This is a genomic window from Mesorhizobium sp. M1329, from assembly GCF_040318035.1.
Lineage (GTDB): Bacteria > Pseudomonadota > Alphaproteobacteria > Rhizobiales > Rhizobiaceae > Mesorhizobium.
Genome location: NZ_JAMYLN010000010.1, coordinates 123,877 through 137,492, shown reverse-complemented (window position 1 = coordinate 137,492; position 13,616 = coordinate 123,877). Strand labels below are relative to the sequence as shown.

At 61.4% G+C, this 13,616-nt stretch carries 12 protein-coding genes; 11 read left to right on the top strand and 1 reads right to left on the bottom strand.

The window, feature by feature from the left end:
- The first annotated feature begins 19 nt into the window (after nt 1-19).
- Together NKH21_RS12895 and NKH21_RS12890 are read left to right on the top strand one after the other, a co-directional pair.
- Nucleotides 20-1,048, top strand: a complete 1,029-nt coding sequence (locus NKH21_RS12895; protein WP_352865344.1) for a zinc-binding dehydrogenase — start codon at nt 20-22, stop codon at nt 1,046-1,048.
- A 1-nt stretch (nt 1,049) separates the two neighbouring features.
- Nucleotides 1,050-2,042 carry a lipid A biosynthesis lauroyl acyltransferase gene (locus tag NKH21_RS12890; RefSeq protein ID WP_352865342.1) on the top strand — a complete coding sequence of 331 codons (993 nt, stop codon included), beginning with the start codon at nt 1,050-1,052 and terminating at the stop codon, nt 2,040-2,042.
- A 95-nt stretch (nt 2,043-2,137) separates the two neighbouring features.
- On the opposite strand, the gene NKH21_RS12885 is transcribed toward NKH21_RS12890, so the two are convergent.
- On the bottom strand, nt 2,138-2,566 hold the full coding sequence (locus tag NKH21_RS12885) for a L,D-transpeptidase (RefSeq protein WP_352666077.1): 429 nt from the start codon (nt 2,564-2,566) through the stop codon (nt 2,138-2,140).
- A 222-nt stretch (nt 2,567-2,788) separates the two neighbouring features.
- Between NKH21_RS12885 and NKH21_RS12880 the strand changes: the two genes are divergently transcribed.
- From NKH21_RS12880 to NKH21_RS12840, 9 genes are all read left to right on the top strand, one after another.
- Nucleotides 2,789-4,078 carry an acetylornithine deacetylase/succinyl-diaminopimelate desuccinylase family protein gene (locus NKH21_RS12880; protein WP_352865340.1) on the top strand — a complete coding sequence of 430 codons (1,290 nt, stop codon included), beginning with the start codon at nt 2,789-2,791 and terminating at the stop codon, nt 4,076-4,078.
- A gap of 129 nt (nt 4,079-4,207) precedes the next feature.
- On the top strand, nt 4,208-5,686 hold the full coding sequence (locus NKH21_RS12875) for an ABC transporter substrate-binding protein (protein ID WP_352865338.1): 1,479 nt from the start codon (nt 4,208-4,210) through the stop codon (nt 5,684-5,686).
- A gap of 256 nt (nt 5,687-5,942) precedes the next feature.
- On the top strand, nt 5,943-6,890 hold the full coding sequence (locus NKH21_RS12870) for an ABC transporter permease (RefSeq protein WP_352865336.1): 948 nt from the start codon (nt 5,943-5,945) through the stop codon (nt 6,888-6,890).
- Entirely contained in the window at nt 6,887-7,756 is an 870-nt protein-coding gene (locus NKH21_RS12865; protein ID WP_352865334.1) for an ABC transporter permease, read from the top strand. Before NKH21_RS12870 ends, NKH21_RS12865 begins: the two co-directional genes overlap by 4 nt.
- Nucleotides 7,753-9,375 carry an ABC transporter ATP-binding protein gene (locus NKH21_RS12860; protein ID WP_352865332.1) on the top strand — a complete coding sequence of 541 codons (1,623 nt, stop codon included), beginning with the start codon at nt 7,753-7,755 and terminating at the stop codon, nt 9,373-9,375. The genes NKH21_RS12865 and NKH21_RS12860 overlap by 4 nt, the downstream gene beginning before the upstream one ends.
- Before the next feature lie 67 nt (nt 9,376-9,442).
- Entirely contained in the window at nt 9,443-9,808 is a 366-nt protein-coding gene (locus tag NKH21_RS12855) for a hypothetical protein (RefSeq protein ID WP_352665971.1), read from the top strand.
- Nucleotides 9,809-9,960: 152 nt separating this feature from the next.
- Nucleotides 9,961-11,736, top strand: coding sequence for an RHS repeat-associated core domain-containing protein (locus tag NKH21_RS12850; protein ID WP_352865330.1), 1,776 nt, complete (start codon nt 9,961-9,963; stop codon nt 11,734-11,736).
- Between the two features lie 26 nt (nt 11,737-11,762).
- Nucleotides 11,763-12,245 (top strand): hypothetical protein, encoded by a 483-nt coding sequence (locus tag NKH21_RS12845; protein WP_352865329.1) that lies wholly within the window; start codon nt 11,763-11,765, stop codon nt 12,243-12,245.
- Nucleotides 12,246-12,479: 234 nt separating this feature from the next.
- Complete coding sequence (locus NKH21_RS12840) at nt 12,480-13,274, top strand: hypothetical protein (RefSeq protein WP_352865327.1); 795 nt, start codon at nt 12,480-12,482, stop codon at nt 13,272-13,274.
- Nucleotides 13,275-13,616: the final 342 nt, after the last annotated feature.

Here is a 13,616-nt window from a genome sequence, read left to right as displayed (position 1 = left end):
GCGCAACCTGGGATCTGGCATGCGCGCATTGCAACTTATCGAGGACCGCCGGCTTGAAACGGTGGACCTGCCGCCGCCGCCGCCGCCTTCGCTCGGCGAGGTGACGCTGCGCATCAAAGCCGTGGCGCTGAACCACATCGACGTCTGGGGCTGGCGCGGCATGGCCTTCGCCAAGCGCAAGCTGCCGCTGGTCGTCGGCGCCGAGGCCTCGGGCGAGGTCGAGGCGGTCGGCCCCGGCGTTTCCAGTCTTGTACCCGGGCAATTGGTGTCGATCTATGGCGCCCGCACCTGCGGTCTTTGCCGCGCCTGCCGCGAAGGCCGCGACAATCTCTGCGAGCATGTTTCGGGCGTGCACGGCTTCCATCTCGACGGTTTTGCGCAGGAAAAGATCAACCTGCCGGCGCGCCTGCTCGTCGCTGCCCCGCCCGGCGTGAGCGAAATCGGCGCGGCGGTGGCGCCTGTCACCTTCGGCACGGTCGAACACATGCTGTTCGACAATGCCCGGCTGCAGCCCGGCGAGACGATACTCGTCCATGCCGGCGGCTCCGGCATCGGCTCCGCCGCAATTCAGCTGGCCAAGAAGATGGGCTGCACGGTCATCACCACCGTCGGCTCGAACGACAAGATCGACAAGGCGAAGGCGCTCGGCGCCGACCACGTCATCAATTACCGCGACGACCGCTTCGAAGGCGTCGTGCGTAAGCTGACCAAGAAGAAGGGCGTCGACGTGGTGTTCGAGCATGTCGGCACTGACACCTTTGCCGCCTCGATGCTGTGCCTCAAACGCGGCGGCCGGCTGGTCACCTGCGGCTCGACCTCCGGCGTGTCGACACAGATCAATTTGATGCAGTTGTTCCAGCAGCAGCTGAAGCTGCTCGGCTCGTTCGGCTGCCGCATGGAAAACATGGCCGACGCCATGCAGAAGATGGCGGCGGGCCTGGTCGCGCCGGTGATCGACACCGAGGTCGGCTTCGACGGCATCGATGCCGCGCTGAAGCGCATGGAAGGCCGCGACATCTTCGGCAAGATCATCCTGCGCGTCGGCTGAAATGATCGGCAACGCCTTCAGGAAGATCCGCAGAGACGTGGGATTCCGCTATGGCAGGCGGCTTCGCCAGTTCAACTACTGGCTGGTCGCGCGCGTCGCGATGATCATCATCTCCTCGCTGCGCCTGCTGCCGCCCGACCGGGCGCTCAATTTCGCCGACCGCGCTGCCCGCCGCATCGGCCCTTGGGTGCAGCGCCATCAGGTTGCTGTCGACAATCTGCGCAAGGCCTATCCGGAAAAAAGCGATGCCGAGATCGAGGCGATCGCTTCCGACATGTGGGGCAACATGGCCCGCCTGGCCGCCGAATACATCTTTCTCGATGCTCTGTTCGACTACGATCCCACTGCGACGAAGCCGGGCCGCGTCGAGGTCAAGGGCGTGGAGCATTTCGTGCGCATCGCCGGCGAGGACAAGCCGCATATCGTCTTCACCGGGCATCTCGGCAATTTCGAACTGCTGCCGGTGGCTGCGGCGACCTTCGGCATGAACATCACGGCGCTGTTTCGCCCGCCCAACAACCCTTATCTCGCCGATTACATCCTCTCGACCCGCCGTTCGAGCATGGGATCGCTGCTGCCGTCTTCGACCGGTGCCTCGTTCGCGCTTGCGGCCATCCTGGAGAAAGGCGGCAATATCGGCGTGCTGGTCGACCAGAAATTCACCGGCGGGCTCGAGACGACATTCTTCGGCCGCCCGTGCGAGAGCAACCGGGTTCTCGGCACCCTGGCGCGGCACTACGATTGCGATGTCTACCCGGCGCGCTGCGTGCGCCTGCCGAACAACCGTTTCCGGCTCGAGATCGAGGACAGGCTCACCTTGCCACGCACCGCCGGCGGAAGTGTCGACGTCCGCGCCACCACCCAGCTTCTCAACGACGTGGTCGAGCGCTGGGTGCGCGAAGACCCCGGCCAGTGGATGTGGTTCCACAAGCGCTGGGAGATCAGCGGCCGCAAAAAGCGTCGGCCGGCGACAGTGCGCGACAAAGCCGCCTGAGCGGAACGATCTTTTTGGGCACCGGCCCTATTTTGTTCTTGATTTGTGCCGGCAGCTATGCGGCGGGTTTTTTATTGCGGGCCGAGGAGCAGGCCCTAATTCGTCACGAGGATCCGCGTATTGCCGAAGCCGGCTTTGCGCACCATCGAATAGAACGCGGCAGCGTTGCTGGGGTGGAGGCGCACGCAGCCATGCGATGCCGGGCGCCCCAATTGCCGGATCGCGCCAGTGCCGTGGATGGCATAGCCGCCGCGGAAGAACACCGAATATGGCATCGGCGACATGTCGTATTTGCGCGAATACCACATCCGGGCCGTCCGCTGTGGACGATAGCTGCCGCGCGGCGTGACGTAGCCTTTGCGGGCGGTGGAAACGCTCCACCGGTAATACGAAAGCCCGTATCTTACCGTCATCGTCTGTGAGGAAATATCGATGTTCGCGACCAGGCTGGCCGCCCGGCTCTCGAACGACGAACCGAACAGCATCGCCATCAATGCCGCTGCCATGAGAACAGTATTTTTCATGCAATCAAACCCCTTTGATGCCCCTTGCCTGCCTGCCGTCACGCTGTTCCCCAGCGTTTTGATGGCAAGCCAGCGAGCTAACACCTACTCCCTGACGATTTCACCAATCCAAAGCAGCGAATTTGAACGATTTCCCGCAATAGTTGCCGTAACGACACGCAATCGCCTGGCAATTCGCCATCGGGCTTGCAAAACCGCCTCATCCGCTGCTCAATTCGCCGAATGAACGAACCGAACGAACGGCTCCTCAAGGCTATCGATGACCGAGCCGATGATCTGGTTGCACTGACTGCGGATCTGATCCGCTTTCCGACCATCAATCCGCCCGGCGAAGCCTATCGGCCGTGTGCCGAATATATCGGCGCGCGGCTGAAGAAGCGTGGTTTTGAGATCGAATTCATTCGTGCCGAAGGCACGCCCGGCGACACTGACCGTTATCCGCGCGTCAACGTCGTCGCCCGTTTCGATGGCCGGGCGCCGGGTGCTTGCGTGCACTTCAATTCGCATATCGACGTGGTCGAGCCCGGCGACGGCTGGAGCCTCGATCCGTTCGCCGGCATCGTCAGGGATGGCAAGGTCTATGGCCGCGGTGCTTGCGACATGAAAGGCGGGCTTGCCGCCTCGATCATCGCCGCTGAAGCCTTCATGGAGGTTTTTCCCGATTTTTCAGGCGCCATCGAGATTTCGGGCACGGTCGACGAGGAGTCCGGCGGCTTTGGCGGCGTCGCCCATCTGGCCAAGCTCGGCTATTTCTCCAGGCCGAAGGTCGACCACGTCATCATTCCCGAGCCGCTCAACAAGGACCGCATCTGCCTCGGCCATCGCGGCGTCTGGTGGGCGGAGATCGAGACCAAGGGCGAGATCGCGCACGGCTCGATGCCGTTCCTCGGCGACAATGCTGTGCGCCATATGGGCGCCGTGCTGCGGGCCTTCGAGGACGAATTGTTTCCGGCTCTCGACCGCAAGATGACGCGCATGCCGGTCGTGCCCGAAGGCGCAAAACGCTCGACCATGAACATCAACTCGATCCATGGCGGCCAGACGGAGGATTTCCGGCCCGGCCTGCCCTCGCCCAACGTGCCCGATTCCTGCCGGCTGACCATCGACCGCCGCTTCCTGCTCGAAGAGGATCTCGCTACGGTCAAGAGCGAGGTGACCGAAATCCTGGAACTGCTGAAGCGCGAGCGCAAAAAGTTCGATTACGAAATCCGCGATCTGATGGAGGTGCTGCCGCTGATGACCGAGCGCGATGCGCCGGTGGTTAAGGCGGTCGCGCAAGGCATCATGGAGATATTCGACCGCGAGCCGGATTATGTGATTTCGCCCGGCACCTACGACCAGAAGCACATCGCCCGCATCGGCCACATCTATGACTGCATCGCCTATGGCCCGGGCATTCTCGACCTCGCCCACCGGCCCGACGAATGGGTCGGCATTGCCGACATGCTGGACTCGGCAAAGGTGATGGCGATCGGCCTCGACGTGCTGCTGAGGGGCGCCGGCCCGCGATGATCCGGCCATGGGCGGAAAAACATTCCTCCCGGCGTCTGCGGACGGTACGAAACGCAATTTACTCGGCGGCGAATTCACGCTTCTATCGCCCGGGTTTGAGCACGTGTTTTAGATATGGGGAGTTGAACGATGAAATTGTGGAAAACCATCCTGGCCGCCGCGGCGCTGGTGTTGGCCGCCGGAACCTCGGCGATGGCTGCGCGCACCGACCTGGTCATCGGAATTACGCTCGAACCCCCACATCTCGACCCGACCGCGGGTGCCGCCGCGGCGATCGACGAGGTGCTCTACGCCAATGTCTTCGAGGGCCTGACCCGCATCGGCCCGAACGGCGAAGTGCTGCCCGATCTCGCCGAAAGCTGGAGCATTTCCGACGACGGCAAGGCGTACACTTTCAAGCTGCATACCGGCGTGAAATTCCATGACGGCAGCGACTTCAACGCCGACGACGTGAAATTCTCGCTCGATCGTGCCCGCGCCGACAATTCCGTCAACGCGCAAAAGGGCCTGTTCGCCGCCATCGACAAGGTCGAGGTCGTCGACCCCACGACGGTGACGGTCACGCTGAAGAACCCGCAAGGCTCGTTTCTCTACAATATGGGCTGGGGCGACGCGGTTATCGTGGCGCCTGAGACAGCCGACACCAACAAGGAAAAACCGATCGGTACCGGCCCGTTCAAGTTCCAGAGCTGGGCCAAGGGCTCATCGATCACGCTGGTCAAGTCGGACAATTACTGGGGCGCCCCAGTATTTCTCGACAAGGCCGAGTTCCGCATCATTCCGGATGCTGCCGCCGCCGTTCCGGCGCTGCTTTCCGGCGACGTCCAGGCCTTTCCGTTCTTCGACCCCGACAGCGTCGCCCAGGTCAAGGACGACCCGCGCTTCAAGGTGGTGATCGGCTCGACCGAGGGCGAAACCATCCTGTCGATCAACAACAAGAAGCCGCCCTTCGACAAGCTGCAGGTCAGGCAGGCGATTTCCTTTGCGCTCGATCGCAAGGCGATCATCGACGGCGCCTCGGCCGGCCTCGGCGTGCCGATCGGCTCGCACATGTCGCCCGCCAGCAAAGCCTATGTCGACCTCACCGGCCTCTACCCGCACAATGTGGAGAAGGCCAAGGAATTGCTGAAGGAAGCCGGCCTGGAGAATGGCTTCAAGGCGACGCTCAAGCTGCCGCCGCCCTCCTATGCGCGGCTCGGTGGCGAGATTATCGCCTCCGAGCTTCGCGAAGTCGGCATCGATCTCGAGATCATCCCAGTCGAATGGGCGCAGTGGCTTGACCAGGTCTTCACCAAGAAGGATTACGACCTGACCATCGTTTCCCACACCGAGCCCAACGACATCGATATCTATTCGCGCAAGGACTATTATTTCAACTACGACAATCCGGCCTTCGACAAGATCATCGACGAGCTGAACCTTACCTCCGATGAAGCCAAGCGCATGACGCTGCTCGGCGAGGCGCAGAAGGTCCTGGCCGATGACGCCGTGGTCGGCTTCCTTTACGAGCTGCCGAAGGTCGGCGTCTGGGACGCCAAACTGCAGGGCCTATGGGAAAACGCCCCGATCCAGGCCAACGACCTGACCAAGGTGAAGTGGACGGATTGAGGCGCTGGGCAAAGAGGCGAAGCTTGCGTTCCCGCCCACCCCCCTCTGTCCTGCCGGACATCTCCCCCGCAAGGGGGGAGATCGAGCCCTCACCGCTGCTTTCGCCAACCACTAGCGTTGTAAGGGCAGCGCCGGCGTGGAAACTGCCAATCTCCCCCTTTGAGGGGGAGATGTCCGGCAGGACAGAGGGGGGTGGGCGGGAACGCAAGCTTCGCCCGGTTTTTGCGTCCGGCAACACAGCGGTTCATCAACGTCCATGACCGCCTATCTCCTCAAGCGCCTCGCCATCGCCGTCGTCACGCTGGTTCTGGCCTCGATCGTGGTCTTTGCCGTGCTGGAGATCATTCCCGGCGACCCGGCGCGGCTGATGCTTGGCCTGAACGCCAGTGCCGACCAGATCGAATTGCTGCGCAACCAGATGGGTCTCAACGCTCCCGTCGTGCTGCGCTATCTGCATTGGGCCGGCGGCTTGCTGAGCCTCGATTTCGGCCGTTCCTACACCTATTCGGTGCCGGTCATCGATCTGGTCCGTGAGCGCCTCGTCGTCTCGCTGCCGCTGGCACTGATAGCGCTGGCGCTGTCCACCGTCATTGCCATTCCGGTCGGGCTGTTTTCCGCCAGCCGGCTCGGCCGCACCGGCGACACGATCGCGATGGGTGCCGCCCAGCTTGGCGTCGCCGTGCCAAATTTCTGGTTTGCGCTGATGCTGATCTATCTTTTCGCCGTCTGGCTGCGGCTGGTGCCTGGCGGCGGCTTTCCCGGTTGGGGCGCCGGCGTCTGGCCGGCGCTGAAATCGCTGCTTTTACCGGCGGTCGCACTTGCTCTGCCGCAGGCGGCGATCCTCGCCCGGGTCACCCGCTCGGCGCTGATCGAAGTGCTGAACGAGGACTACATCCGCACCGCCCGCGCCAAGGGCCTGCCCTACCGCCTTGTCTTGTGGCGGCATGCGCTGCGCAACGCCATGATCCCGGTGGTCACCATTCTAGGCCTGCAATTCGCCTTCCTGCTCGCCGGCACCATCATCATCGAGAACGTCTTCTATTTGCCCGGCCTCGGCCGGCTGGTGTTCCAGGCAATCAACCAGCGTGACCTGATCGTGGTCGAGAACGTCGTCATGCTGCTGGTTGCAGCCGTCATCGTCGTCAATTTCATTGTCGATCTGTCCTATGCGGTGGTCGATCCGCGCCTGAGAGGCCGGCAATGACGCTGCACATCGACATCCCCGACGAGAACCTTGCCAGCATCCTGGCCAAGGCGTTCAAAAACCGTTCGTTCCTTACCGGCTTCGTCATCACCACACTGGTGGCCGCGGTCGCGATCATCTCCTTCTTGTGGACACCTTACGACGTCACCAGGCTGGTCATTTCCGACAAGACCCAGGCGCCATCGCTGGCGCACTGGTTCGGCACCGACCATTTCGGTCGCGACATCCTGTCGATGATCATGGTCGGCGCCCGCAACTCGATTGCCGTGGCGCTGGTGGCGGTCGGCATCGGCATGGGCATCGGCGTGCCGCTCGGCGCCTTTGCCGCTGCGCGCGGCGGCTTCGTCGACGACGTGCTGATGCGGCTGAACGACCTGGTCTTTGCCTTTCCGGCGCTGCTTTCGGCAATCATGATCACCGCCATCTTCGGGCCGGGCGCGTTCAACGCCATCATTGCCATCGGCATCTTCAACATCCCGGTGTTCGCGCGCGTCGCCCGGGCCGGCGCCCTGGCGATCTGGCCGCGCGAATTCATCCTCGCCGCCCGCGCCGCCGGCAAGAGCAGGACGCTGATCAGCATCGAACATGTGCTGCCCAACATCGCCACGCTGCTGCTGGTGCAAGGCACCATCCAGTTCGCGCTGGGCATATTGGCCGAAGCCGGGCTTTCCTATGTCGGGCTGGGCACCCAGCCGCCGATGCCGAGCTGGGGCCGCATGCTGTTCGACGCCCAGACGCGCATGGTGGTGGCGCCGTGGATGGCGATCTTTCCGGGCATGGCGATTGTCGTCACCGTGCTTGGCCTGAACCTGCTTGGCGACGGCATTGCCGACATTCTCGATCCGAAATCGCGGCGGCAGCGATGAGCCTGCTCGAAATCGACAAGCTGTCGCTGACCATCGGCGACACCGCTATCCTCAGAGGCGTCGAGCTTTCCGTCGCGGCCGGCGAAGTGATGGGGCTGGTTGGCGAATCCGGCTCCGGCAAGTCGATGACGGCGCTCACGGTGATGCAGCTTCTGCCCTGGGCGGCGCACACCAGCGGACGCATCACCTTCGACGGCATCAACATCCTTGCCGCCAGCGAGGACCAGATGTGCGCACTGCGCGGCGACGACATCGGCATGGTTTTCCAGGAGCCGATGGCGGCGCTCAATCCGGTCAAGACCATCGGCGAGCAGGTCGCCGAGGGTATTCGCTGGCACACCAGGGCGAGCCGCGCCGACGCCGAGGAACGGGCGCGAAAGATGCTCGACCGGGTCGGCCTGCCGGCAGCACAATTCCCGCTGTCGCGTTATCCGCACGAACTCTCCGGCGGCCAGCGCCAGCGCGTCGTCATTGCCATTGCCTGTGCGCTGAAACCCAAGCTGCTGATTGCCGACGAGCCGACGACGGCGCTCGACGTGGTGCTGCAGGCGCAGATCCTCGACCTGCTGCGCGATCTCGTAGCGGAAAACCGCATGGGTCTTCTGCTCATCTCGCACGACCTCGCGGTGGTGACCGAGATGGCGGACCGCATCACCATTCTGCGCCATGGCGAGGTGATGGAGGCCGGCGATACGGCCCGCACGCTATCCGAACAGCTTCATCCCTATACCCGCCAACTGGCGCAGGCCTCGATGCATGTGCCCGCGCGGGCCCGCACACATGACAGCGGATCGGCCAAACCGCTGCTTCAGGTAGAGAGCGTAACGCGCGACTATCCGGGACGCCGCATATCGCTGTTGAAACGCGCAGCTCCCATCCGCGCCGTCGACGATGTCTCCTTCTCCATGGCGCCCGGCCAGTCGGTGGCGCTCGTCGGCCGTTCCGGCTGTGGCAAGTCGACGCTTGCCCGCATGGTTCTGGCACTGGACAAGCCGACGGCCGGTACGATCCGCTTCCGTGGCGACACCCTCACCGGCAAGAGCGAGGCGGAGCTGAAGCCGGCGCGGCGCGACATGCAGGTCGTGTTCCAGGACCCGTATGGTTCGTTCGACCCACGCCAGAAGGTCGAGAGATTGGTGGCCGAGCCGCTGCATGTGCTGGAGAAGAAGCCGGCGCCCGCCGCGCGGCGCGAGATGGTGGCGCATGCGCTGCACGAGGTCGGCCTCTCACCAGGCGACATGGACAAATACCCGCACGAGTTTTCGGGCGGCCAGCGCCAGCGCCTGTCGATCGCCCGTGCCATCATCACCCGGCCGAAGCTGGTCGTCGCCGACGAACCGGTCTCGGCGCTCGACGTCTCGATCCGCGCCCAGATTCTCGATTTGTTCGCCGAGCTCAACCAGAAACTCGGCATCGCCTATCTGTTCATCACCCATGATCTGACCGTCGCCCGCGCCATCACCGACGAAGTGATGGTCATGCATGACGGCAAGATCGTCGAGCGCGGCAGGACGAGCGAAGTGCTCGACCACCCGCAATCCGAAGCCGCCAAGGCGCTGGTCGCCGCCGCCCCCGATTTGCATCGGGCAATTGCGAAAAGGCTGCAGGAACAGGGGTGAGCAGCTTCGCGACTCAAAGCCCGTTTGCCCACTATCCGTTGGATCCGTTCGACTCCTTGAGGTTTCCATGAGTACTCAGATACCGTGGGTTGAGAATACCGAAATAGCTTTGATTAGAATCGAATTGTATTCGGTTGTGATTGAAGCGTTATCAAGGGATTCTGGAAATTGGATTTCCATTGGTTTAAACGTTGACTTTCAAATCTATCGCTCGGATGAATTTTCAAAGTACGGTGTTGTAAAACACAGTGGCTCACTGCCAATCCTTTGGAATCTGATTGGGGCAAGCATCGTTTCAGTTGAATTCGATCAAGGTACCCTCGAGATAAAATTAGACGTCGGCGCATACATCTCTGTCGAAATAGAAGCTGAAAGACTGGAGCAAGTTACTTTCCGCCGCCTTGGGTCAAACGCACTCGAGCACCTTCCCTGATCGGCAAGTCTGGCTCCGGGTCAAAATTGTCGGAACTACGGTGACAGAATTGGCACTGCACCCGGTAATTCTGTGACAGGAATTACGGTGACAGGCAAACTCGCCCGCCAGGATGTCACGCTGGGAACGCTCACCCACACACCGCGACCAGCGTGCGCGATGCTTCCGGCCAGACGCTGCGCACCCAATATCTGCCGGTGCAGCTCGACTTCGGCACGGTTGCCGCCCCGCTGCAATACACGGCCGCCAACAAGCTGCTCTCGGCTTCAGGCTTCATCACCTCGACCATCTACGAGGCCGACGGCCAGACCAAGGAGATCACCTATGCCAATGGCGTAAAAACGTCCTTCATCTACTCGCCGACCCGGCGCTGGGTCACCCGCGTCACCACCGCCAAGGGCGCCACGATCCTGCTCGACGACCAATATGCCCGCGATCTCCTCGGCCGCATCACCGGCACGACGGGGCTGACGGCTTCCGACAGCTGGACCTATGGCTACGACAAGGCCGACCGGCTGACCCTAGGCGATAATCTCGGCAACAACACGCTCGACGAGACTTTTGTTTACGCCGCCAACGACAATCTGACCTCGCGCACGCGGGTTGCCGGCACCTATGTTTACCCGGCGGCGACAGCGCCGCGTCCGCATGCCCCGACCGCGGTCGGCGTCAAGACGCTCACCTACGACGCCAACGGCAACATGACCTCCGACGGCACCAGGACGCTCGCCTGGGACGAGGCCAACCGGCTGAAGACCGTCACCCAGGCCGCCAGCACCGTGTCGCTGTTCTATGGCCCGGATGGCAGCCGAGCCAAAAAGACCTCATCCGTCGCCACCACGCTCTATCCCGACGCCTCGGTCGAGATCAATCCGGCGACGCCGGGGGCAGAAATCTACACCCGCTATCCCCATCCCGACGTCAAGGTCACCGGCACGGTAAAAGCCTTCCTGCACCGCGATCACCTGGCCTCGGTGCGCATGGTCACCGATGCCACCGGCGCCGTCGCCGAACAGACCAACTACGCAACCTACGGAGAACGCCTCAACACCGGCTTCCAGACGCAGAAGAGCTACATCGGCGAACGCTTCGACCCCGAGACAGGCCTGCTCTACCTCAATGCACGGTACATGGACCCGCTGCTGGGGAGATTCATCTCGCCCGATGACTGGGATCCGACGCTGCCGGGCGTCGGCACCAACCGGTATGCCTACGCCCAGAACGATCCGGTCAACAAGAGTGATCAAAATGGGCATGCCACTCCGACCTCACCGCGAGATTCAGATGCTGATGCGCCCACAGCTGGCGGCGGCAACCAAGCAGGTGATGCCACAGATCACAAGGACGGACTTGCAAATGCTGCCAAGGATGCGGAAGATAATTTCCCGGGGGTAACGGGTAAGAAGAAGGCATCTCAGGGCTCAGTCAAGGTTGCTGGCCCAGCGATCGCTCCAACACAAGCACGTGTGCCTCCGGATGCGATCTTCCCAGGCGCTAATTGGAGATGGAGCCCAGACGCTCCCAATTCGAGGGGTGGCACTTGGACTACCAAGGTTGGCGATACGCGCTATAGTGCCAGTTGGGACGTCAAAGACCAGCACTGGGACGTACAAACCCAGCCTACAAAACAAAACCCATTGGGATCTCGTCAAAGATACAGCAGATGGGGTGTCCCGCTGTCGAAAGAACAAGCTCACACTCGTCCACCTGGACCATTTCGTGGTCCTTTCGAAGGACCAATGCTAGTTGTCCCAATTGGTCCGCTAATGGAGATGATGAAGCGGGGGGGGGTGAAATGTGGGGCTGGACAGATCCAGACTACAGATCGTGAGGACAGATTAGATTTATCACCCATAGCCATCCCAGGTGTTAACAATATGCTCATGATGACGATGCAGCAACAAGAGGAATTTGATGGACAACAATAGATCTCCCTCAAACGTGAGCCGTAACTATGAATTTTCTGAGCAAAACCGATTGCGAATCGTTGATTCAAAGACGCCTAGGAGGTAAAGGAGAAGACGTTCGTACGTTATTAACCCGCGGCGGTTCAACAAAAATAAGTGATATCAATAGATTTTACGTTTCAAATAGAATTTTATCTACTTATCGTATTATTTTAGAAGAAAATAGTAGCGCGTTCGATGAGTGTATAGCTTTCTTTGACAGTATCGGTGTATGGCCGTATCAACAAGACGAGAAGTTATCTCAGCTGCTATGGAGACACTACACAAGACATTTTCCCGCTGAGCGTCCAGGAATTGTCTTTTCGAGATTTGAATTCGAAAAGATTTATGCATTTTTCTGTGTATCATTCTATTCAGGATGGGACTCGGCTCTTATATTTAATGAATTCAATTGGATTTATTTCTCACACGACGAATACATGCTGTGCAGATTTGAAGACAAAAGCATAGAGGATTTTCTGAAGAAGTAGACCGGTAGAATTCCGGTAAATCCTCATGAATTACGGTGACACCCATTAGCCGGCCCCTCGTCAAGGGCGCGCAGAACGTTTTGGCGACGTCAGCCGCCAATTTGCATCTTTCTTTTCCTTCCCTCAGCGGCAGGTTTTGAACCGCACCCGTTTCTTCACGCTTGGCTGCGAGAACGATCGCGCCATACACCCGTAAGGATCAAGCACTCATAGGGATCAAGGGTTGGTCAGGCCTTGCGGCTTTCCCTCGCCACCGGCGGCCAGAGCGCCGACACCCGCTTCGTCTCGACCGCCACCTACAACACGGTCTGCGGGCTGCCGGCGGCGAAGACCGACTTCAACGGCCTGATCAAGACCTTCACCTACGATCCGTTCTGCCGGCCCTACCAGGTCTCGCAGAGCATCACCGGCGCCTATGCCAAGACGCGTTTCGAGAACGAGGGCAATCCGGCGACACAGGCATTGGCCAAGCTGACGCCGCTGCCCAATGGCGCCGGCGAGGATTTTACCCGCTCCTATTATGACGGGCTTGGCCGGGTCTACCGGGTGGAAACGCCTGGGGAGACGGTGGCCGGCGCCAAGCGCATCGCCGATACCGATTTTGACCTGCGTAGCAATGTCCTGCGCACCGCCTTCCCGCGCTTTGTCGGCGACACAGCGCAGTGGACGACGAACAGCTACGACTGGAACGACCGGCTGGTAAAAACCCTCTATGCCGATGCCAGCCAGGCCATCTTCGCCCACAGCCTCGACACCGGCACGGGGACTAATCCGCGGCTTTACGCGGTCACCCAGACCGACCAGATCAATGCGACGACCACGCGCCAGTCGAAAGCCGTGTCCTCGACGCGCGGCGATGTCGTGCAGATCGTGCGCGATCTCGGCGGAGGGCCGCAGCTACGATGTCCTTGGCCGGCTGGTCGGGGTCAGCGATCCCGGCGGCTCGAACTGGTCCTACAGCTACGACATGGTCGGCAACCGGCTTTCGGCAACCGATCCCGATCTCGGCTCATGGTCGTACATCTATGACGCCGCCAACCGGCTGACCAGCCAGACCGACGCGCGCGCCACCGTCTCCGCGCTTGCCTACGACCAGATGGACCGGCTGACCCTGAAGACGGCAACGCCCTTCGGCGGCAGCGCGGTGACGCTGACGCAAAACACCTACGACCAGGCAGCGGCCGGCTTCTACAATGTCGGCCAGCTCACCACCTCCACCAACCCTGCCGCCACGCAAAGCAACAAATATGACGGCTTCGCCAAACTCGCTCGCCAGGACGTCACGATCGGCACGCTGACCCACACCACGACCAGCGTGCGCGATGCGTCTGGTCAGACGCTGCGCACCCAGTACCTGCCGGTGCAGCTCGA